Origin of the sequence: Stenotrophomonas maltophilia (assembly GCF_004920835.1) — a bacterium.
GTDB lineage: Bacteria > Pseudomonadota > Gammaproteobacteria > Xanthomonadales > Xanthomonadaceae > Stenotrophomonas > Stenotrophomonas maltophilia_AQ.
The window spans coordinates 238,794-259,364 of record NZ_QFHO01000001.1; the positions used below are offsets into that span (position 1 = coordinate 238,794).

Sequence of the window (20,571 nt, forward strand, 5' to 3'; positions counted from 1 at the left end):
GCGTGAAGACGACAGGCGCATCACGGTCATGCAGCGGACATACGCAGAAGGCGCCGGCATTGCTGCCGGCGCCCTTGTGCACTTCCTGCAACTACCAAAGCAATTGCAGTTACAGCGGACGGCCGATGCCCGAGCAGGTGCCGGGATTGTTCAAAGCAGCGGGGTTGCTCGCGGCCACGAAACGCATACGGATCGCATCACGCCAGGCCTTGTTAAGCGGAATGAAATTGTGCGCGCCGATGGCGGCATCGTTCGGGCCCTGCTCGACGCCGTTGACCACGACACTGCCGTAGAGTCGCGAAAGCGCTCCGCGGACTCTTGCGGCCAACAGTACATCCTTGTAGCACTGCCCAAACAGGAGATTGGTGGTACCCACGATTGGATATCCTGAGCTCGGGTTGCCGAACCACGGCACCCAGTTCGCTGGGTTCTCGGCAGCGGCACCGGCCGGCGGTGGCACGTTGTCCAGTGTCGCTTGAGTACTCACGTCCTTTGGAGAGAAGCCCTTGACCTGTGCAACTCGAGTAGCATCCGAGAGATCAAGAGACAGGTCTGGACCTGTGTATCCCATTGTTCCGACGGTCGTAAAAATGGCGGCGTACACCGCCGCGTCACCGGACGCCGGAGCTGCAACAAAGTTCTCGGGAACACTAGTGAACAGATTGGCGAAGGTCGACTGCACCGAAAACGCCGGCACGCCGTTGGTCAGCTTCAGCGTGGTGCCTGAGACATCGGCCGGCTGGCAGGCGCTGGTCAGGAAACGGGCCAGCAATTCAGTGGCGCCGCTGCTCTCGCCACGGTAGACAACCCGAATGGTGCCGGTGCGGGCGCTGTCGATGGTCGACCAGTTGTTGATCTTGCCGGAGAATATCCCGCAGATCCGGGTGACCGACAGGTCAATTGCTGAACCAGGCTTGTTGAAGGGAATAATCACCGGAGCCAGCGCAACCGGAATCTGGATCAATGCCCCATAACGGGTGGGATCACCAGCCCGGTTGAAGGTGCTGTTGTAGCTGTACAACTCGGTGCTGCTCAGTACCGCATCGCTGCCAGCAAAGTGGACAGTCCCCGTCGTCGAAAACAGTGATGGCTCATTGCTCAGGAATGCCCGCTTGCCGACGCCCGAGCTGGTAGGGACGTAGCTGAACGAGGTCGGAAGAATGCTGTCCGGACTGCCTTGGTACAGAGCTGCGGGCATTGTCGCGCCACCGCCCTGGACAAGAATTTGGGCATCTGCTTCTAGCGTTCCGACCAACACGCAACTGGCGAGCCAGAAAGCCTTCAATAGCAAGTTCATGAGATTGGCAACTCCATGCCTTGTCTGGATACGGTCGTTCATACCGCAGTGCGCCGGCCTGACGGCCGGCGCACGCGGAGAACACTTCTATGTCGCAGTTACAGCGGACGGCCGATGCCCGAGCAGGTGCTCGGATTGTTCACCGCACCGGCGTTGGTGGCGGTGGCGAAGCGAGCACGGACCGCATCGCGCCAGGCCTTGGTCAGCGGGATGAACTTGTGCGCGCGGATGGCGACGTCGTTCGGGCCCTGCTCGACACCGTTGACCACGGTGCTGCCGTAATGGCGGGTCAGGAAGCCGCGCACGTTGGCCCCCACGGTGGCGTTCTTGTAGCACTGGCCGAACACGAAGTTGGTGTAGCCAGCGATCGGATAGCCCGCGCTCGGGTTGCCGAACACCGGCACCCAGTTCGCCGGGTTCTCGGCAGCGGCACCGGTCGGCGGCGCAGCGGTTTCCAGCGTGGCCTGCACGCTCACTTCATCCGGCGAGAAGCCCTTGACCTTGGCGACCTTGGTGGCGTCGGTCAGGCTCGGGATGACGTCCGGGCCGACATAGCCAACGCGGCCGTCAACGGCATAGACGGCGTTGTACAGCGCGGTGCCACCGGTGGCCGGTGCGGCGATGAAGTTCGACGGCACGGTGGTGAACAGGTTGGCGAAGGTCGACTGCACCGAGAACGCCGGCACGCCGTTGGTCAACTTCAGGTTGCTGCCCGACACGTCAGCCGGCTGGCAGGCGCTGGTCAGGAAGCGGGTCAGCAGTTCGCTGGTGCCGCTGCTTTCGCCACGGTAGACGACCTGGATGTCACCGGTACGGCCCAGGCCCGCCAGCTGGCTCCAGCTGGTGATCTTGCCGGAGAAGATGCCGCAGATCTGGGTCACCGACAGGTCAACGGCCGAACCGGCCTTGTTGAACGGAATCGTGACCGAGGTGGCCACCGACGGAATCTGCACCAGGGCGCCGTAGCGGTTGGCATCGCCGGACACGTTGTAAGTGCTGTTGTAGGTGTTCAGTTCGGTGCTGCTCAGCACCGAATCGCTACCGGCGAAGTGCACGGTGCCGGTGGTGGAGAACAGCGCCGAGTTGTTTTCCAGGAAGGCCTTCTTGCCGGTACCCGAGCCGGTCACGGCGTAGCTGAAGTTGGCCGGCAGGATGCTGTCAGCCGAACCCTTGTAGAGGTCGGCCGGCAGCGAGGCACCGCCACCGGTGACGGCGGTCTGCGCCGAAGCGGCACCGGCGGTGGCCAGCAGCGCGGTAGCAACCAGCGCGGCCAGGGTCTTGTACTTGTTCATGATCTTCTCCTGAAGGGTTTACTGCGAAGGGAAACACCAAGGGAGGAACGGTCACTACACGCCTGCTGCCGCCGAGGGCCTCCCAGCCCACTCTGCGGCGACGTGTCCATGCTGGTCTGCGCCGATGACAGGCCGCTTAAGAAACCTGTGGAAGATCGAAAAAAGGTGTGGAGGATTGTGTGGAGAATCGAAAGCGTCCCGCGCTGCGCGCTCGCCGGGCATGGCCCGGTGCTACCCGTGATGGGCGTCGCGCATCACTGCACCAATTGGTTCATTTCCATGATCGGCATCAGCACCGCCAGCACGATCGTCAACACCACGCCGCCCATCACCAGGATCATCGTCGGCTCCAGCAACGCAGTCAGTGCCATCGCGCGACGCTCGATCTCGCGCGAGATCGTCTGCGCGGCGCGATCCAGCAGAGGCGCCAGCGAACCGGTCTTCTCGCCACTGGCCACCAGGTGCACCAGGATCGGCGGATACACCTTCTGCACCTTCAGCGCAGAGCCAAGCGCGGCACCTTCGCGCACTCGCGCGGACACATCATCTGCACAACGCGCCAGCAACGCATTGCCCAGGGTCTGCCGGGCAGCTTCAAGCGCACGCAGCAGCGGCACGCCAGCATCCAGCAGGATCGCCAATGTCGAGGCGAAGCGCGCACTGTTCACGCCCAGCACGAAGCGCCCGACCATCGGCACCCGCAGCAGCATCGCGTCCCATCGCAGGCGCAGCTCGGGCTTGCGCAGGGCCAACCGCCAGGCCACCACCAGCGCAGCGATGCCCAGCCCCGCCCACACGCCCCAGCTGCGTACGAACGCGCTGGCGGCCAGCATCACTTGCGTGAGCATCGGCAGCGTCTGCCGCGCCTGTACGAACGCAGTCACGACCTGCGGCACCACGTAGCTGAGCAGGAAGATCACGATCGCCACCGATACCAGGCTGATCGCCGCTGGATAGATGAAGGCGGTCAGTACCTTGGCCTGCAGCGCATTGCGTTCTTCGATGTAGTCGGCCAGGCGCTCCATCACCCGTGCCAGATCGCCGGAGTCTTCGCCTGCTCCTACCAGCGCCCGATAGATCGGCGGAAAATCGCGTGGCCGCGCTGCCAGCGCCACGGTCAGGCGCTGGCCGGCGCGCACGTCGGCGCGTACCGCGGTGAGCGCCTGCGCAACATGGGGGCGTTCGGCCTGCTCGATCACCGCGCTCAATGCGCCTTCCAACGGCAGGCTGGCTGCCAGCAGGCTGGCCAGCTGGCGCGTAGCCCAGGCCAGCTCGCTGGCAGACAGCCGGCGAGCGCCCCAGCCACTGCCGGCACTGCGCGCGGCGCTTACCTGCACAGGGGTCAGCCCGCGCCCGCGCAACAGCTGGCGCGCACCGCGCGGGCTGTCGGCATCCAACTGCCCCTTCTCGATGCGGCCCTGCGCGTTGGCAGCCTGGTAGTCGAACAGTGCCATGCAGGCCTCAATCGTCGCCGGTAACGCGCAGGATCTCTTCCAGCGTGGTCACCCCGCTGTCGACCCAGCGCTGGCCATCCTGCCGCAACGTGCGCATGCCGGCACGCCGTGCCGCCTCGCGCAGCGGGGGCTCACCCTGCCCTTCATGGATCAACGCGCGTACCCGGTCATCGACCACGAACAGTTCGTGGATACCGGTTCGCCCGCGATAGCCGCTGTTGGCGCAGGCCGCGCAGCCCACTGCAAGCCACACGGTACGGCCCTCGTCGTCCACCTCGGCGCGCCGGCACTGCGTGCACAGCCGCCGCACCAGCCGCTGCGCCAGCACGCCGCGCAGCGACGAGGCCAGCAGGAACGGTTCCACGCCCATGTCGGCCAGGCGGGTCACCGCCGAGATCGCGTCGTTGGTGTGCAGGGAGGCCAGTACGCCATGGCCGGTCAGCGACGACTGCACGGCAATCTGCGCGGTCTCGAGATCGCGGATCTCACCGATCATGATGGTGTCCGGATCCTGGCGCAGGATCGCACGCAACGCGGTACCGAAACTCATGCCGATGCGCGCGTTGACCTGGATCTGGCCGATACCAGCGAAGTCGTACTCCACCGGGTCTTCCACGGTGAGGATGTTGCTGGTGCTGCTGTCGAGCTGGCCCAGCGCCGCGTACAGCGAGGTGGTCTTGCCGCTGCCGGTCGGCCCGGTGACCAGCACGATGCCGTGCGGCTGCCGGATCAATCCGGTGAACGTGGCCAGGGTGTCATCGGCCATGCCCAGGCGCTGCAGCTGCAGGCGCCCGGCATCCTTCTCCAGCAGTCGCAGCACGGCGCGCTCGCCATGCCCGGTCGGCACGGTGGAGACGCGGATGTCCAGCGGCCGCCCACCCACGCGGATCGCGATGCGCCCGTCCTGCGGCAGGCGCTTCTCGGCGATATCCAGGTGGGCCATGATCTTGATGCGCGATACCAGCGCCGCGTGCAGTGCGCGCCGCGGCTGCACCATGTCGCGCAGGGTGCCGTCCACCCGGTAGCGCACCACCGAGTGGGTCTCGAACGGCTCGATGTGCAGATCGCTGGCGCCATCGCGTGCGGCCTGTGCCAGCAGCGCGTTGATCATGCGGATCACCGGTGCATCGTCCTGCGCATCCAGCAGATCGGTGACCTCCGGCATGTCCTGCATCAGCCGGTCCAGATCCACTTCACTTTCAGCAGCCCCGACCACGGCAGCGGCATCGCCGCCATCACGGTACTGCTCACCCAACCGCTGCTGCCAGGTCGCAGCATCCAGCGCCTGGAACGGCAGCGGACCATGCCGGCGCCGCAGTTCTGCCACGGCCCACGCCGCAGTTTCGGCGGTGCCCAGCAACACGGGTTCGCCGCTGGCCTCGGACAGCATCACGCCATGGCTGCGCACCCAGGCATACGGCAGCGGTGCGGCGGCGCTCACGGCCCGATCACCAGTTCCGGCGTGTAGCCCAGCCCGCGCAGCTGCTGCAGTGCCGGGTCCAGCGTCGCCGGATCGCGTGGCAATCGCACGCGCAGGCGTTGCCCGCTCTCGCCGGGCGCCGCTTCGGCATAGGCCTGCAGGCCCAGTGCACGCACCTGCGCCACGCCCTGGCTGGCACGCGCCGGGTCCAGCCCCTGTGCGAACTGCACCAGCTGGGCATCGCCCTCACCGGCCGGATACAACGCCGCCAGGCTGGTGTTCTGCAGCGGCTGGCCCTGTCCATCGCGCGCATTGCCCTGGCCGAGCACAGACAGGTCCTGAGGTGGCAGCTGCGGCGCCGACAGCGCCGGCAATGCCCAGCTCTGCACCGGCTGCGCGCCGGCCTGTGCATTGCGCATGTAGTCGTAGCGGTCGCGGGTCAGGCGCTGGCCGGCAGCCGGGTCACGCACCACGTGCGGGCGCAGGAACACCATCAGGTTGGTCTTGGCGCGCTTGCGGGTGTCACTGCGGAACAGTGCGCCCAGCACTGGAATCTTGCCCAGGCCCGGCACCGCATCACGGCCATGACTGACGCTGTCTTCCAGCAGCCCACCGAGCACCATGATCTGGCCATCGTCCAGCAGCACGCTGGTATCCAGGGCGCGTTTGTTGGTGATGATGCCGGCCGTGCTGTTCGCACTCTGCGCGTCGATGCTGCTGACTTCCTGGTAGATGTCCAGCTTTACCGTGCCGCCCTCGGAGATCTGCGGGCGCACCCGCAGCTTCAGGCCCACGTCCTCGCGCACGATGGTCTGGAACGGGTTGTTGCTGCCGCCACCACCGTCGGTCACGTAGCGCCCGCTGACAAACGGTACGGTCTGGCCGACCATGATGCTGGCCGCTTCGTTGTCCAGCGTCATCAGGTTCGGCGTGGACAGGATGTTGGCACCGCCCTTGCTCTGCAGCGCGTTGGCCAGCGCCTTCATGTTGAGGATCTGACCGACGCCGGGCAGGTTGATGGTGCCGTCGATCACGCCGATCTTCAGGCCGTCCTTGGGCAGCACGTCCAGAGTGGTGCGCGCGGCGGTGTTCAGGCCGCTGCCGCCGGTTGTACCACCGAAATGGGTGCCGCCGAAGGTGCGGCCATTACCCAACATCCACTGCACGCCCAGCTCGGCCGCGTCGGTCTGGTTGACTTCCACGATCAGGCTTTCCACCAGCACCTGTGCACGGCGCTGGTCGAGCTGGTCGATCACCCGCCGCAGGTTGCGGTACACCGGCTCGGGCGCCGAGATCAGCAGCGTGTTGGTCGCCACGTCGGCCTGCACCGAGATGCCGTTCTGGCTGAAACCGGTACTGCCAGCGTCGATTGGATCACGGCGATTCGGATCCAGCCGTTGTGATTCCAGTGCATTGCCACCGGTCTTGGCCTGCTGTGGCTGCGATGGCTGCGCCGGCGTGGCGCGGTTGGCGTCGCCGGGCAGCGGCGTGACGCCTTCGTTGCTGCCCATTGCCGGTGCATCGCTCTGCCCGGCCACCACACCGCGCAGCACACCGGCCAGCTGGTTGGCCTGGGCATTGCGCAGGTAGACCACATGCAGATTGCCGGACTCGTCCTGCGCCTTGTCCAGCTTCTCCACCAGCTGCCGCGCCAGGCGGGTACGGCCGGGGCTGCTGGAGCGCAGCAGCACGCTGTTGCTGCGCGGGTCGGCCATCACCACCACCTTCTGGCTGGGTTCGGCACCCTGCGCATCCAGCAGCGGCGCGACCATCGCCGCCACGTCGACAGCGATGCCCTGCTGCAGCTTGACCACGTCGGTGTCCATGCCTGCCGGTGTGTCCACGCTGGAAATCACCCGCGCGATGCGTTCCAGGTTGTCGGCGTAGTCGGTGATCACCAGGGTGTTGTTGCCCGGGTTGGCAGTGATCGGATTGTCCGGGCTGATCATCGGCCGCAGCACCGCTACCAGCGCGGCGGCATTCTCGTAGCTCAGCGCGAAGGTGCGCGTGGCCACCTCGCCGCCGGCCCCGCCGGCGCCCACACGGCCACCGAGCAGCTTGGCGTCGGCCTGCGGCACCACCCGGCTGACACCGCCGTTCTCGACCACAGCAAAGCCACGCATGCGCAGTGCGCCCAGCAGCAACTGGTACGCCTGGGTACGGCTGACCGGGCCATCAGAGACCACGGTCATCTTGCCGGTCACCCGCGGGTCGACCAGGAACTGGCGACCGGTGAAGCGCGCCGCCATGCGCAGTACACCACCGATATCGGTCTCCACCAGATTCAACTGCACCGGCTCATCCCGGGCGTCCTGCGCCAGCACCGGCGCCGGAACGTGGGCCATGCCCACCACCAGGGCCAGCGCGGTGCTGCAGGCAAGGCTGTGCATCACCCTCATGGATGGTCACCCACGGTGGGTACCATCACGATGTCTCCGGAAATCCGTGCCGCCGGCATGTTCGCGTCCCCTGTGCGTGTCAATTGCAGCTGCTGCAGTTCGATGGCCGGATCGGCCAGCACGGGCAGCAGCCAGTTCCACAGCGCGTCAGCGGGCACCGCCTGCACCTGCAGGTGCCAGCGCCCGTCGCGTGCGTCGATATGCAGTCCGTCGGCAAGGCCGGCGGTCTTGATCTGTCCGCGCAGCCCAGCCAGCGTCGGCTGATGCCCCTGCGCCAGTTGCTGGCGTTCGCGGGCATGCAGCAGCGGCGCCAATACGCGCGCCTGCGCCTGCAGCCGTGGCAGTTCGGCCTGCCAATGCGTGCGCTGCTTCAGCAGTGGCTCCAGCCACAACATCCACAGACCCGCCGCCAGCAGCGCCACCACCATCACCCACAGCATCAGCCGGTCGCGCGGCGGCAGGCGCTGCCAGCGCTGCTGCAGGCCGGCCAGACCTTCGCCCAGGCGCAGCGTCCTGGCAGTCACTGCCCGCCCCCGCTCACGCGCAGGCGTCCGCCCGCGTCCCGCACCAGTTGCAGACCCTGCGCCTGTACGGCCTGCTGCCATTGCTCCAGCCGTTGTGCGTCATCGGCCAATATCCGTGCGTTGTCATCCAGCTCCAGTTCCAGCTGGCCCGGCGTGTAACGCAGACCACGCACCTGACCACCCAGCTCGGGCACTGCCTGCAGAGTGGTGGCAACCTGCCGCTGCACCGGTGGCAACGGCGGCGCCGGCAACGGCACCGCCAGCGCGCGCCGCGCCTGTAGTACCGGGTCCACCACATCGGTGATCTCCGGGAAGCGCGCACTGAACTGCCGCGCCATGTCCTGCTGCAGCGCCTCGCCCTCGCTGCGCCAGCGCGAGACCTGCAGCTGCAGGCCCAGCGCCGCCAGCACCAGCGCCGCCACTGCCAGGCCGATTGCCAACCGCGGTGCCTGCCTGCTGCGACCCGGCAGTGGCAACGACCACGCTGGCAGGGGGCCGCACGCCTGCAGTTCATGTGCGACCACGGTTGCCGGCAGACTCTCCGGCCACGCCGACGGCACGCTGTCGATCCATTGCACGGCCTGCACCCCGGATTGCTGCAGGCGCGCCGCGAGCGACTGCAGCACCGCCCCCACGTCGCGCCCACCGCACCACTGCACAAAGCCACGATCGCGCCCGCTGCGCACCAGCAGGTGCTCGCCGCAGGCCTGCAGCGTGGCCTGGGCCTCCTTCCACGGCAGCAGCAGCGGCGTCGGATACAGCGCCTGCAGCTGCAGGCCGCACGACGCCAGCAGATGCTGCGCCTGCATGATCGCCTGCTGCCCGAGCCAGGCCACCGGCACGCTGCCATCGGCCGCCTGGGCACCATGCGCCAGCGCGACCTCCTGCAGGTCATCCAGCAGCATCGCCTCCACTTCACCCTGCAGCGCGGCCTGCAGCCTGCGGCCCGACAGCGGCGGCAGCTGCAGCTCCAGCAGGATCAGATCCTGCGGGTCGAGGCAGGCCAGCACCCCTGCCTGCGGATGACGCTGACCCAGCACGGCCAATGCGTCGCGGCCCTTGGCCAGCACCACACCCTTGTGCAACTGCGCCCACTCAACCGCACTGTCGGCACGCAGGCGTTCCAGCGCCGGCAGGCGCACCCTCAGCTGCACGCTCATGCACCGATCCTCGTCCACACACGCTGCACGCGCACACTGTCGTCGCGATACTCGCGCCAGATCAGCGCGCGGAAGTCGACCACACTGCCATCGGCCTGCACCTGGCCGACGGCGAGGAACCACTCGCTATGGATGCCAAGCGGTACCACCGCCATCTGCGCGTTGCTCAGTTGAAGCCGATTGGCGATGTCGCCGCGGTTGAGCAGCCAATGGCCACCATCGCGCTCACCGAGCAGCGCCTGCAGGCGCCCTGGCTCGACACTGGGTACGACCGCCTGCAGGACGCTGAGATCACTGGTATTGGCGTTGACCAGGGTCTGCGCAGGCAACACCACGGTGCGCCGTGCCAACGCCTGTACGGCCACTGGATCGGAACCCGCGAAGGCCTGCTCGATCAGTGATTCACGCGGCAGCGGGGCCTGCGCCTGGACATCGCCATCGCGCAGGCGCGCCTGGATGTGGTCCGCCGCCGACGCACAGACACCCTGCCCCAGGCCCTGTCCGGAGCACAACGCGATGAACGCGCGCCGCGCTTCCGGGTCCGGCTTGCCGTAGGCCAGCAGGTTGCGCAGGTTGAACATGGACTGCGCATCGACCAGCTGCAGCTGCACTGGCAACGGCGCCTGCAGCTGCAATGGCCGCGCCCAGCGCCCGTTGCGGACCGTGGTCAACTGTTCCCGCACGTCCTCACGCAGCTGCTGCGCGGCACGCTCCAGCGTGGCATCCACGGCAATGCGCACCTGGGCGCGCAGCTGGTCGCCACGCAGCGCGCGCAGCTGCGCCGACTGCCGGGTCAGCAGCGCGGTAGCGATCACGGCCACCAACGCCACCACCAGCATCGCCACGATCACCGCCATGCCACGCTGGCGGGCGCACGAAACCGAACACTTCCGGGCTGCCATCGGCGCGCCTCAGAGCTGCCAGGAACCGACGTCCGCGTTCCCGGCGTCACCGCCGGGCTTGCTGTCCGCACCCAGCGAGAACACATCGATGTCGCCATGGGTGCCGGGAATCTGGTACTGGTACGGGTGACCCCACGGATCATTCGGCAGCCGGTCCAGGTACGGCGTGACCGGCATCGTGCCGCTGCCCTGCGGTGGCTTCACCAGTGCCTGCAGGCCCTGCTCGGCATTGGGGTAGCGGCCATTGTCCAGCTTGAACAGCTTCAAGGCCTGCATCAGCGCGGCGATATCCTGGCGCGCCGCAACCACGCGCGCCTGGTCCGGGCGATCCATCAAACGCGGCACGATCAATGCGGCAAGGATGCCGATGATCACTACCACCACCATGATCTCGATCAGGCTGAAACCCTGCTGCCGAGCCCTGCGACCACCCACCTGCCTTGCCATTGTTCCGCCCTCATCATCCTGGAAGAGACCGCTGCGCCATGGTCAGCGGTGCATGTGTCAGTACGATAAACATCCGCCTGCTATTCGCTGCGGCTGTGCCTGCAGCGGTGCAGCACGTACTGCTGGCGCACACGCCGCTTCAAGCAACGGAGATGGAAGGCTGCCCAGCGTGCCGTCGATACAGGCCCGCAGCAGTGGATGTGCGCAGGCCTGCAACAGGCGTACGCACTGCATCGGCGACCAGGCCGTGCCGTGGTCGAGGCCGATGAACTGCCGGTAGGCCTGGTGGTAGCGCAGGTCGTCGTACACGCGCTGCGCGCTGTTCAGGCCGCGCATCACCACCAGCAATGCCGCGCGTTGCAGCACGCGTACATCACCGGCCTCAAGCGGCAGCAGCGCCGCCGCACATTCGGGCCAGGGCCGCAGTTGCGGGTCGAGCGCCCTGCGCAATGCCAGCAGCGGATGCGACGAACTGTCCAGTGCAGCCCAGCGCGCGGCGTCGGCCCAGGCGTCGCTGGACAGCACCCAGACCCATGAATGCCCGTAGCGCTGCACGTTCAATGGTGCATGCCGCGCCTGTTCCAGCGACTGGCTCAGGTGGCGATCCAGTTCCAGCATGTTGATCCTGCGACTGTCTGCCATCAGCGCCGCCTGTGCTCCGCGACGCGTGGTGCGTCGTACTCTGGAGAAGACGTCGACAAGGCAGGTGAAGCGACAACGCGAATGCATCTCTGTGCACTGGGTGGCGCTTCATCCGCAGCGTCACAGCAACGTCATCCGCCTGCAGGTTTCGCCGTCCAGCCGTGGTGCGTCGCCACCGCATCGCCGCGCCAGCACCGCCACGTCGCTGCGCTGCGCGAACGCTGCCAGCACATCGGTCATGCCTGCGTCATCCAGCCATGACGCCATCGCGACACGCAGCGCTAGCAGCTGCCAGCCGTCCATCACGCCATGGCCGCCGGCCACGAACCAGTGCCACAGGCGCTGCTGCTGAACCTGCTCGTGCAGCTGCGGAAGATCATCGATGCCATGCATGTGCGCCAGCAGCAGCGCACGGGCGATCGCCGCCGGCGGCAACACGCCACTTTCGGGCAAGGGCACAGCCTGCTGTTGCAGGCGCAGCAGCATCGCCAACGGGTGGGACTGCGGATCGAACTCCAGCAGCACTGCTTGTTGTTGCCAGTGCGCATCGGACACCACGCACACCCAGGGCGATCCATAGCGATGCACCATCAACGGCCGCCGCTGCGTGGTTTCCAGCAACGCCGACAGGTTGCGACGCAGATCCAGCACACCGATGGTCTCGTTGCGCATCCTTGGCTTCTCCTTGCTTGCAACAGCCCCGCGCGGCGCGCACGGGCAGCGTCTTCATCTAACCAAGGACGGCAATGCCACCCGGAAAGCGACGCAGATCCAGTGACATCGTCAGTCGCAGCTGCTCCAGCGCTGCATCGGGATCATCGATGCGGAAGCGGCCGCTGACCGGCGCGCGGGCCAATGCTGATTCGCCCAGTATTACCTTGCCACGGCGATAGCGGTTGATCTCGTCCACCACCTCGTGCAGCGGCGCGCGGCGAAACACCAGCATGCCTTCGGTCCAGGCGCTCACGTCCGAGGCCACGGCCTCGGCCACCACGCCACTGAGGCGCTCGTCGTACTGGGTCTGCTGGCCCGCCTGCAGCTGCAGCCGGCCCTGCGGATGCTCGATGCGGGCGCTGCCATGCAGGCAGGTCACCCGCACCTGGCCATGGGTGTTGCGTACGTCGAGGCGCACCGCACCTTCATCAGCGATCACGCAGCCCGGTCCAGCGAACAATGCAAGGCGCAGGCCAGGCTGGGTTTCGATCGCGGCCTGGCCCTGTACGAGCTCGAAGCCTTCGCCCTGCGCATCCGCACGGCGGCGCAGGCTGCTCTGGGTGTCCAGCTCGATCTTCAGCTGTGGCGAAGGCGTGATCTGCAGCCGCTCACCGGTGCCGGTATGGAAGTCGGCCGCCATCGACGTCACCGATGGCCACAGCCCCAGCGGTGGGCGGATCGCCGCCACCACTACCAGACTGGCCGGGGCGGCAATCGCTGCACCGAGGAAGGCACGACGGCTCCAGCGCTGCGCCGGACTCGCGGCAATTGGCTGGCGCGCAGCGGCGGGCAGCTGCTCGCCGGCCAGGCGCACCTGCTCCCATTGCCGGCGCGCACGGCCGAATGCTTCACGATGGAGAGGATCGGCCTCGCACCACGCCCGGAACCTGCGCCCGTCGGCGGCGGTGGCTTCGCCCGAGGTCAGGCGCACCACCCACGCGTGGGCCTGACGCTCGACGGCATCCAGCGGGCGTTGCGGGCGATCGTCAGGATCCATGGGGGCTCATGCCGGACCCGCACGCTGCGGGGTTCTGCTCGGCGTCAAAGTGTAGACGGATGCCGCCGCTCAGAACCGCACCTGGCGCCCCTGCCCGCTGCGCTCGGCCAGGTAGTCCTGTGCCGCCTTCAGTTCACGCTGCACCAGCCGCAGCGACACGCCGAGGTGATCGGCCACATCACGCTGCTGCAGGCCATCAACGCGGATCGCCAGCAGGATGCGACGGCGGCGCTCGGGCATGCGCTGCAGCAGGCCAACCATGTCCTCCAGCGCGAACTCGAGCTCGGCGGCCTGTGCCGGGCCCGGGCCTGGGTCGGCCATGTCCATCAGCGTATCCACTTCTTCCAGGCTCAGCAGGCGATGATCGGCCCGCTGGCGATCAATCACCGTGTTCATCGCCATGCGCAACAGGTAGGCCGCCGGGTTCTGCACCGCATCCAACCGGTCACGACGAGCACTTAGACGCATCCAGGTGTCCTGCAGCGCGTCACCGGCCAGTTCTTCCGAGCCGAGCTTGCGCACCAGACGGCGCTTCAGCTCGTCGTAGGCCCCCAGAAGGTGGTCCATCAGGTCTACTGCCCCAGCCGTACCGTTGCTCATGTTCGAATCCTTGAAGTCATGGAAGGGGCGAGCGCCGGCCACAGTCGTGGTCGGTACCGGAAGGTCGGATCTGCAGCGTTACCGGCTGCGGCAGCGCAGCGGCCTCGGCCGCCAGCACCAGGCCCTGCAACGCCTGCAACAGGCGTGCATCGCGGCGGGCGCTGCCACTGCCTGAGAGCAGCTCGGGCGCATGCACCTGGCCTTCGCTGTCGACGTGGAAGCGCAGCGTCGCGGCGTAGCGGCCGGGCGCGATCTCGGGGTCGTCACAGAACGCCGCACGCAGGCGCTGCTGCAGCCCACCATAGCGACGCCGACGCTCGGCCTCGGGAAGGCCGGTGCCAACACCTGGTTCGGCGACCGAGGGCGTGCCCCGGCGCAGCACCACGCGCTGCTCGCCGATCATCTCGGCCTCGATGCCGGTGTCCTGCAGCAGCGCCTGCAACGCGGGGAGTGGCGGCAGGTTGGCCCTCAGCGCGTGGCTGCTGCGCCCGGCGGCAAGGTCACCCGGGTACATCACCGACCACCCACTGATGACACTGAAGCGTTCGACCGCCTGTTCCAGCGGCTGCGCAGGGATGTCGTAGGCATGAACACCGTCGTGCCCGGCAGCGGCAAAGGACAGCAGCAGCCATGCGGCGATGGCCACCTTCCAAGTTCTGACCGCATGGTGTCCATTCAGCCCCCTGACGTAGAACACATGACCCTCGGCAGCGACAGCAGCTGCAGTGGACGCGCGCCACGACCGGAACCCCGGCCCGCGCGCGACCAGCAAGCGGGCTCAAACCGTACCGGTGCCAGATGTCATTGCGATGACTGCTGCCTCCGACCAACGTCGGGCCGGGCTCCAAGAAGCCAGTCACGCATCAGGCATCAATGAATTGAACAGACATTTTCATCTGCTTCATCTGCTCCTGGGGTCAGAGCCCGTTGCGCAGCAACGGGATCCGACCCCGAAAGATCGCGGGGAACTGTCGAAGGCGGGGTGGGTCCGGTTGCAGGGGTGTCCGCGGCATGGATGCCGCGGCCAAGCCCCCATGGGTGAGGGCGCTTTGCTTGCGAAGCACTGCTTCGCAAGCGCCCGAACGCCCAGCCGCCAGCGGTTGGGCCGGCCTGGGGGTTTACGGCGTCCCCTGCAACCGGACCCGCCCCGCCATCCCACGGAATACACGCTGTTGCTTCGGCTGTTGCTTCTGAGGTTGCCGGCCAGCGACCGGCACTACCGCGGGTGCCGGGTGCAACCCGGCCGGGAACCACCCATTCCTCAAAGCGGCAGCTGGGTGGTCTGCTTGATCCGCTGCATCGGAATCTCGGTCTTGGTGTTCTGCACCCCGGCAATCCGGTTCAGGTGCTGCATCTGGAACTGCCGGTAGGCATCAAGATCGGCCACCGCCACCCGCAGCAGGAAGTCGCAGTCACCCGCCATCAGATGGCATTCAAGCACTTCCGGGAAAGACTTGATGCTGTTGATGAAGTGATTGGTGGTGTCCTCGTCCTGTCCGCGCAGCCACACCCGCACGAACACCGTAAAACCACGGCCCACCTTGGCCTCGTTCAACAAGGCCACGTAGCGGTCGATGTAGCCGCCCTCCTCCAGCAATCGCACCCGGCGCAGGCAGGCCGAGGGCGAAAGGCCCACCTGCCGTGCCAGCTCCAGGTTCTGCAGGCGGCCGTCACGCTGCAGGGCGTCGAGGATGCGGCGATCGAGGTTGTCGAGCTGGTACTGCATTGGATTTCACCTTTGGCGACCTTGGCCGCATGGAATCTCAATATTCCCGAATCGGATGGCATCAACGCAACCCGATTTCGCGATTGGGCCGCTAGCATGGGCCACCCCCACCTCGTTGTGCCGTTCCATGGACGCCCGTACCACCCTCCCCCTGCCCGACACCTGCGATACCGCGCCGCGTGCCGAATTCCTGCGCGGCCTTCGCGCTGCCGTGCCGGTGATGATCGGCTTCATTCCGTTCGCCCTGGTGCTCGGCGCCCAGGCCGCACAGAAGGGCCTGAGCGCACTGGAAGTGCCGCTGATGACCGGCCTCAACTTCGCCGGTGGCTCGGAATTCGCCGCCGTCGAACTGTGGAGCTCGCCGCCGCACATCGCGCTGATCGTGGCGATCACCGCGCTGGTCAACAGCCGCCACCTGCTGATGGGCGCCAGCCTGGCCCCGTTGCTGCAGCACCTGCCGCGCCGCCGCGTGCTGCCGGCCCTGTTCTTCATGTGCGACGAAAGCTGGGCGATGGGCGTGGCCGACGCCCGCCGCCGTGCGCTCGGCTTCAGCCTTTCCTACTACCTGGGCGTCTCGGCCGGCCTGTACACGGTCTGGGTGGCCTGTACGGCACTCGGCGCGATCGTCGGCCCGATGCTGGGCGACATCCACGCTTATGGTTTCGACATGGCCTTCCCCGCCGTGTTCCTGGTGCTGCTGCGCGGCATGTGGCAGGGCATGAAAGCGGCGCGTCCGTGGCTGGTCAGCCTGGTGGTGGCCGCGGCCACCTACCTGCTGATCCCGGGCGCATGGTACGTGGCCAGCGGCGCATTGGCCGGCCTGGCGGCAGCCTGGCTGCTGGCGGAGGACGCGGCATGATCTTCAACGGACTGATCCACTGGACCTCGGTGCTGACCATCGTGCTGATGGCCGCTGCCACCTACCTGACCCGCATCGTCGGCTTCCTCGCGCTGCGCAACCGCACGTTGAGCAAGCGCGCGGTGACAGTGATGGAAGCCGCGCCGGGCTGCGTGCTGATCTCGGTGATCGCCCCGGACTTCGTCGCCGACAAGCCGGCTGACCTCGCCGCGCTGGCGATCACCCTGCTGGCCGCCACGCGGTTGTCGATGCTGCCGACAGTACTGATCGGCGTGGTCTCAGCGGGTGTGCTGCGCTATCTGATGGGCTGACGCAGAAGCGCCTCCACCACGTGGTGCGGCTGGAGACACAAGTGTCGCCATTGGCACGACCTGTGCATTTGTCTGGCGCGTCAAATGTGGCTCCGAACCAACTACTGGAGGTATTTGAAACAATTCTGATTGCCTGATCGAGCCTGAGCCGATACGGATTGACTGCCGAAACAGCAGGTTGAGCTGATCGGTCAATCGAAGTCCAACATGGAGGATACCAATGAGCAATCTACGATTTATCGTGGCAGCTGTCGGTATCACCCTCACCTCTACTGGCTGCGGGCCAATGGAGTGGCAGTTGAGCGCATCGTGCGAAGAAACCAAGAAGTGCCGGATGGAAGGCAGGATTGGAGGCAAGATCGGCGGAGGCGAACGCGACGGCCTACCTTGGTTCGAGCGGATTCTGCTGGCGTCGACATCAGAAGTACCAGACGCCGCGCAGTTCGAAATCGACGTCTCGGGTTCATCCATAGCCTTCCCGGCCAATGGGTCTGTAACCCTGCTGCTGTTTGATGGTCGGCAAGGAGCCACCATCGCCGCCAAGCAGTTCCAATGGCATCGAACAGGAACCATCCTCCGGCTTGTCGATCCGGATGGAGTGAACGCATGGGCCGCAGCTTCGTCCGGTCCTGCGACCGAGTTGAGGTACGACCTCGCAACATTCGATGTAAATGCAGCCCCTGGACCAAACACCATCGCGGCGGCCTCACGATACGGCGGAGCCACCAAGGCGGCCTCAGTCTCGGACTTTCAAGTCTGTACGAAGTATCCATCGCCGTATCAATGCGGGCTGACCCCCTGATGCAGCGCCGTCAGTCCAGGCGTGCCCAACCGGGCCTCCCCCTCGGGCTCTATGCTGGGCTGGCGGCAATCCTTCTGGCCACAAGTGCGTGCCAATCCATCCAGCTGCCTCCCCGAAACCTGGTCAGTACCGATGGAGGGTATGCCACCCTGCTGCGAGGCCCTTCCTCACATCTGAAGATCAGCACAGTGTCGATGCTTCCCGGCCCGGAAAGCTCGGAGTTCCCCAATCGGTCCATCGAGTGCGGGTGGTCATCCGTCGCAACTCGAGTTCTCTGGGCAGATCGAGCGCTTTCGGCCATGCAGGCGTCACGGCTCTGCGATGCCGCCGCACGATCCGCTGGACTGCCGCTCCAGGCCAATGGGCAGGAACGGACGCCTATGCGCTATCAGTTGACGATCGTAAGTGACGGAGGCGGCATCTGGCGACAGCTGCCGGGACCAGAGCCGCCGGGCCAGATGGTCAGCTTCTGGTTTCCCTCCGGTCCCGACACCGACTCGCTGCGCAGGCGCGTGATCGCCACCACCGCCCATGAGTTCCAGCATATCGCCACCGCATTGGCAGGACAGCATCGGCGCGGCGGGCAGCGGGAGCAAGACGCCTATCTGGCAGGCGCATGCGCCCAGCTGATGATCGAAGGCGCCGTTGCACGTGCGGATCTGCCTGGCGGACACGATCCGCGAGCTGATCCGTTTCTGCCATCGGCAGCCAGGCGCTCCGCGCATGCAGGCAGTACGACCGGGGGAGCGCTGCTGCAGTTCTTCGGTGACGCGGACACCTTGCACATCAATGAGGGAGGCCGCCACCTGATGCGGCATTGCCACGAGACGATCGGCTTTCCCCTGCAGCAGTGAACGCTCCCTGCGACACCCGGTCGCAGGCCATCCCGCCACCCGCTTGATCAATGTCAAACCGCCCGCCGCCGCGCGGGCGTATCTCTATGCGGGAACCCAATACGCCGGCGTCACCGGCATCCAAAGGACCTGCGATGAGCTACACCCCCGACAACGCCCAGCTGCTGAATGCCATGCAGAACGTCATGGTGATCTCCACCACCGACCTGCAGGGCAACATCACCTACGCCAACGACCTGTTCTGCACGCTCACCGGGTTCGCGCGCGAGGAACTTATCGGCCAGCCGCACAGCATCGTGCGCCATCCTGATGTGCCCAAGGCGGTCTACAAGGACATGTGGGACACCATCAAAGCCGGCAAAACCTGGACCGGCATCGTGCCCAACCTTGGCAAGGGTGGCGTGCTCTACGTGGTCGACACCACCGTGCAGCCGCTGTTCGACGCCGACGGCAACATCACCTCGTACATCAGCATCCGCCGCGTGGTGAACGACCTGATGCAGAACTACGACCTGGTCGAGTTCAGCAAGGAAAAGTTCGACGACTTCTACGAGGCCGCGTGAACGCTCTCCCGACCAGTACGCCCTTCAGCCGCCTGCTGGTGGGTTTCGCGTCCGAGTCGGGCAATGCCCGCGCCCTGGCCCAGCGCCTGGGCGCGGACCTGCAGCCGCACGCGCCGCAGGTGCTCCCGTTCAACGATATCGACGTGGCCAGCCTCGGCCACGGCGATGTGCTGCTGGCGATCTCCAGCTCGTTCGGTGACGGCGAACCGCCGGCCAACGGCGAACAGTTCTTTGAAACCCTGCGCCAGACTCCGACACTGAGCGGCCTGCGCTATGCGGTGTTCGGCCTCGGTGACACCGGCTACCCCAGCTTCTGCGGCTTCACCAAGGCGCTGGATGCCGCGCTGAGCGATCGCCAGGCGCAGCCGCTGCTGCACCGCGTGGATGCCGACCTGGGCTACGAGCAGTTCTTCCAGCAATGGCGGCCGGTGCTGGGCCAGGTGCTGGATGGCGACGCGAACGCTGGCCAGGACCTGCACCTGCAGGTCACTGCCTATGGCGAAGACAATGCCTTTGCCGCCCCCATTCTCGAACGCCGCCGCTTGAACAGCAGCGATCCGGCTGCCTGGCACCTGCAACTGGACATTGCCGGCAGTGGCATGGCCTACCGCGCCGGCGACACCCTGCACGTGGTACCCGAGAACGACCCTGCCCTGCTGCAGGCATTGGCCACCTGGTACGGCGACACCGCCGCTGTGGCTGCGCTGCATGATCGGGAGCTGCGCCTGCTGAGCAAGGGCGTGCTGCGCGAACTGGCCAAGCTCGGTGGCAGCGACGTACTGAAGGGCCTGTTGAAGGTCAGCCAGAAGCGCGAGCTGGAAGCCTACCTGCACGGCCTGGACCTGCTGGACATACTGCAGGACCACGCCACCCCCGACAGCATCCCGCTGGCCCGCCTTCGCGAGCTGCTGTCACCACGCCTGCCGCGTTCCTATTCCATCGCCTCGCACCCGTATCACGACCAGCTGAGCCTGTGCGTGCGCGAAGTGCGCTACACCCTGCGCGGTCGCGAGCGCTTCGGCACTGCCACCGGCAGTCTGCTGCACGGCGGCGATACCGCTCGGGTGTACTGCCGTTCCAATCCCGGCTTCCATCTGACCGACGCGGGCGATGCACCGCTGCTGCTGGTCGGCACCGGCACCGGCATCGCACCGTTGATGGGCCTGATGCAGGAACTGCAGGCCAACGCCTGCGAACGCGAGGTGCACCTCGTGTTCGGCGAGAAGCACAGCCAGCACGATTACCTGTACCGCGAACAGCTGCAGGACTGGCGCGCGCGCGGTGTGCTGGCCGGCCTGCATACCGCGTTCTCGCGCGATGGCGCCGAAAAGGTCTATGTGCAGCATGTGCTGCAGCAGCGCGCCGACGAAGTGCGCGATGTGCTGGCCCGTGGCGGGCATCTGTACCTGTGCGGCAACAAGAGCCACCTGGAAGGTGCGGTGCGCGAGGCCATCGATGCGATCGGTGGCGAGGGGCACTGGGACACGCTGCGGGGCGAAGGCCGCACGCACTGTGAGTTGTATTGATCCACAACCACTGGACTGCATGGACCTCGGCTCGATAGAGCCGGCCGCTGGCCGGCTGCTCTGGATTCCATGGGTGCCGGCC

General features: G+C 66.6%; 21 protein-coding genes. 6 read left to right on the plus strand and 15 right to left on the minus strand.

Going from position 1 to position 20,571, the window contains the following annotated elements:
- Window positions 1-109: 109 nt before the first annotated feature.
- The 15 genes from DI041_RS01015 to DI041_RS01085 all read right to left on the minus strand — a co-directional run bounded on the left by DI041_RS01015 (window position 110) and on the right by DI041_RS01085 (window position 15,574).
- Window positions 110-1,297: a substrate-binding domain-containing protein gene (locus tag DI041_RS01015; RefSeq protein WP_136638056.1), complete on the minus strand. Its 1,188-nt coding sequence runs from the start codon at window positions 1,295-1,297 to the stop codon at window positions 110-112.
- Between the two features lie 98 nt (window positions 1,298-1,395).
- Window positions 1,396-2,589, minus strand: coding sequence for a substrate-binding domain-containing protein (locus DI041_RS01020; protein ID WP_049403384.1), 1,194 nt, complete (start codon window positions 2,587-2,589; stop codon window positions 1,396-1,398).
- Window positions 2,590-2,843: 254 nt separating this feature from the next.
- Complete coding sequence (gene gspF, locus DI041_RS01025; RefSeq protein WP_107379712.1) at window positions 2,844-4,043, minus strand: type II secretion system inner membrane protein GspF; 1,200 nt, start codon at window positions 4,041-4,043, stop codon at window positions 2,844-2,846.
- A 7-nt stretch (window positions 4,044-4,050) separates the two neighbouring features.
- Window positions 4,051-5,484 (minus strand): type II secretion system ATPase GspE, encoded by a 1,434-nt coding sequence (gene gspE / locus DI041_RS01030; RefSeq protein WP_136637913.1) that lies wholly within the window; start codon window positions 5,482-5,484, stop codon window positions 4,051-4,053.
- Entirely contained in the window at window positions 5,481-7,862 is a 2,382-nt protein-coding gene (gene gspD / locus DI041_RS01035; protein WP_136637912.1) for a type II secretion system secretin GspD, read from the minus strand. Before gspD ends, gspE begins: the two co-directional genes overlap by 4 nt.
- Entirely contained in the window at window positions 7,859-8,386 is a 528-nt protein-coding gene (gspM, locus tag DI041_RS01040) for a type II secretion system protein M (protein ID WP_136637911.1), read from the minus strand. Before gspM ends, gspD begins: the two co-directional genes overlap by 4 nt.
- Window positions 8,383-9,546, minus strand: coding sequence for a type II secretion system protein GspL (gene gspL / locus DI041_RS01045; protein ID WP_136637910.1), 1,164 nt, complete (start codon window positions 9,544-9,546; stop codon window positions 8,383-8,385). Before gspL ends, gspM begins: the two co-directional genes overlap by 4 nt.
- Window positions 9,543-10,448: a type II secretion system minor pseudopilin GspK gene (gene gspK, locus DI041_RS01050; protein ID WP_136637909.1), complete on the minus strand. Its 906-nt coding sequence runs from the start codon at window positions 10,446-10,448 to the stop codon at window positions 9,543-9,545. Before gspK ends, gspL begins: the two co-directional genes overlap by 4 nt.
- A 9-nt stretch (window positions 10,449-10,457) precedes the next feature.
- On the minus strand, window positions 10,458-10,895 hold the full coding sequence (gene gspG / locus DI041_RS01055; RefSeq protein WP_136637908.1) for a type II secretion system major pseudopilin GspG: 438 nt from the start codon (window positions 10,893-10,895) through the stop codon (window positions 10,458-10,460).
- Window positions 10,896-10,952: 57 nt separating this feature from the next.
- Window positions 10,953-11,537: a hypothetical protein gene (locus DI041_RS01060; RefSeq protein ID WP_136637907.1), complete on the minus strand. Its 585-nt coding sequence runs from the start codon at window positions 11,535-11,537 to the stop codon at window positions 10,953-10,955.
- 120 nt (window positions 11,538-11,657) lie between these two features.
- Complete coding sequence (locus tag DI041_RS01065; protein ID WP_136637906.1) at window positions 11,658-12,209, minus strand: hypothetical protein; 552 nt, start codon at window positions 12,207-12,209, stop codon at window positions 11,658-11,660.
- 58 nt (window positions 12,210-12,267) lie between these two features.
- Window positions 12,268-13,248: a FecR family protein gene (locus tag DI041_RS01070; RefSeq protein WP_136637905.1), complete on the minus strand. Its 981-nt coding sequence runs from the start codon at window positions 13,246-13,248 to the stop codon at window positions 12,268-12,270.
- 69 nt (window positions 13,249-13,317) lie between these two features.
- Window positions 13,318-13,848: an RNA polymerase sigma factor gene (locus DI041_RS01075; protein ID WP_006370838.1), complete on the minus strand. Its 531-nt coding sequence runs from the start codon at window positions 13,846-13,848 to the stop codon at window positions 13,318-13,320.
- 16 nt (window positions 13,849-13,864) lie between these two features.
- Window positions 13,865-14,545 carry an STN domain-containing protein gene (locus DI041_RS01080; protein WP_136637904.1) on the minus strand — a complete coding sequence of 227 codons (681 nt, stop codon included), beginning with the start codon at window positions 14,543-14,545 and terminating at the stop codon, window positions 13,865-13,867.
- Window positions 14,546-15,109: 564 nt separating this feature from the next.
- Entirely contained in the window at window positions 15,110-15,574 is a 465-nt protein-coding gene (locus tag DI041_RS01085; RefSeq protein WP_005409896.1) for an Lrp/AsnC family transcriptional regulator, read from the minus strand.
- A gap of 127 nt (window positions 15,575-15,701) precedes the next feature.
- On the opposite strand from DI041_RS01085, the gene DI041_RS01090 reads away from it, so the two are divergent.
- From DI041_RS01090 to DI041_RS01115, 6 genes are all read left to right on the plus strand, one after another.
- Window positions 15,702-16,433 (plus strand): AzlC family ABC transporter permease, encoded by a 732-nt coding sequence (locus DI041_RS01090; protein ID WP_136637903.1) that lies wholly within the window; start codon window positions 15,702-15,704, stop codon window positions 16,431-16,433.
- Window positions 16,430-16,744, plus strand: coding sequence for an AzlD family protein (locus tag DI041_RS01095; RefSeq protein WP_005409898.1), 315 nt, complete (start codon window positions 16,430-16,432; stop codon window positions 16,742-16,744). Before DI041_RS01090 ends, DI041_RS01095 begins: the two co-directional genes overlap by 4 nt.
- Window positions 16,745-16,964: 220 nt before the next feature.
- Entirely contained in the window at window positions 16,965-17,546 is a 582-nt protein-coding gene (locus tag DI041_RS01100) for a hypothetical protein (protein WP_136637902.1), read from the plus strand.
- A gap of 380 nt (window positions 17,547-17,926) precedes the next feature.
- Entirely contained in the window at window positions 17,927-18,400 is a 474-nt protein-coding gene (locus tag DI041_RS01105; protein ID WP_046986200.1) for a hypothetical protein, read from the plus strand.
- A gap of 134 nt (window positions 18,401-18,534) precedes the next feature.
- Window positions 18,535-18,963 (plus strand): PAS domain-containing protein, encoded by a 429-nt coding sequence (locus tag DI041_RS01110; RefSeq protein WP_005409905.1) that lies wholly within the window; start codon window positions 18,535-18,537, stop codon window positions 18,961-18,963.
- On the plus strand, window positions 18,960-20,489 hold the full coding sequence (locus DI041_RS01115) for a diflavin oxidoreductase (RefSeq protein WP_136637901.1): 1,530 nt from the start codon (window positions 18,960-18,962) through the stop codon (window positions 20,487-20,489). Before DI041_RS01110 ends, DI041_RS01115 begins: the two co-directional genes overlap by 4 nt.
- The last annotated feature ends 82 nt before the right edge of the window (window positions 20,490-20,571 follow it).

Excerpts from the sequence above, each read along its gene's own strand:
- gspD (WP_136637912.1), bottom strand. The coding sequence starts at position 7,862 with ATGAGGGTGATGCACAGCCTTGCCTGCAGCACCGCGCTGGCCCTGGTG.
- gspK (WP_136637909.1), bottom strand. The coding sequence starts at position 10,448 with ATGGCAGCCCGGAAGTGTTCGGTTTCGTGCGCCCGCCAGCGTGGCATG.
- DI041_RS01085 (WP_005409896.1), bottom strand. The coding sequence starts at position 15,574 with ATGCAGTACCAGCTCGACAACCTCGATCGCCGCATCCTCGACGCCCTG.
- DI041_RS01070 (WP_136637905.1), bottom strand. The coding sequence starts at position 13,248 with ATGGATCCTGACGATCGCCCGCAACGCCCGCTGGATGCCGTCGAGCGT.
- DI041_RS01060 (WP_136637907.1), bottom strand. The coding sequence starts at position 11,537 with ATGGCAGACAGTCGCAGGATCAACATGCTGGAACTGGATCGCCACCTG.
- gspG (WP_136637908.1), bottom strand. The coding sequence starts at position 10,895 with ATGGCAAGGCAGGTGGGTGGTCGCAGGGCTCGGCAGCAGGGTTTCAGC.
- DI041_RS01105 (WP_046986200.1), top strand. The coding sequence starts at position 17,927 with ATGCGCTATCAGTTGACGATCGTAAGTGACGGAGGCGGCATCTGGCGA.
- DI041_RS01075 (WP_006370838.1), bottom strand. The coding sequence starts at position 13,848 with ATGAGCAACGGTACGGCTGGGGCAGTAGACCTGATGGACCACCTTCTG.
- DI041_RS01110 (WP_005409905.1), top strand. The coding sequence starts at position 18,535 with ATGAGCTACACCCCCGACAACGCCCAGCTGCTGAATGCCATGCAGAAC.
- DI041_RS01065 (WP_136637906.1), bottom strand. The coding sequence starts at position 12,209 with ATGCGCAACGAGACCATCGGTGTGCTGGATCTGCGTCGCAACCTGTCG.
- gspL (WP_136637910.1), bottom strand. The coding sequence starts at position 9,546 with ATGAGCGTGCAGCTGAGGGTGCGCCTGCCGGCGCTGGAACGCCTGCGT.
- DI041_RS01100 (WP_136637902.1), top strand. The coding sequence starts at position 16,965 with ATGAGCAATCTACGATTTATCGTGGCAGCTGTCGGTATCACCCTCACC.
- DI041_RS01095 (WP_005409898.1), top strand. The coding sequence starts at position 16,430 with ATGATCTTCAACGGACTGATCCACTGGACCTCGGTGCTGACCATCGTG.
- gspF (WP_107379712.1), bottom strand. The coding sequence starts at position 4,043 with ATGGCACTGTTCGACTACCAGGCTGCCAACGCGCAGGGCCGCATCGAG.
- DI041_RS01020 (WP_049403384.1), bottom strand. The coding sequence starts at position 2,589 with ATGAACAAGTACAAGACCCTGGCCGCGCTGGTTGCTACCGCGCTGCTG.
- DI041_RS01090 (WP_136637903.1), top strand. The coding sequence starts at position 15,702 with ATGGACGCCCGTACCACCCTCCCCCTGCCCGACACCTGCGATACCGCG.
- DI041_RS01015 (WP_136638056.1), bottom strand. The coding sequence starts at position 1,297 with ATGAACTTGCTATTGAAGGCTTTCTGGCTCGCCAGTTGCGTGTTGGTC.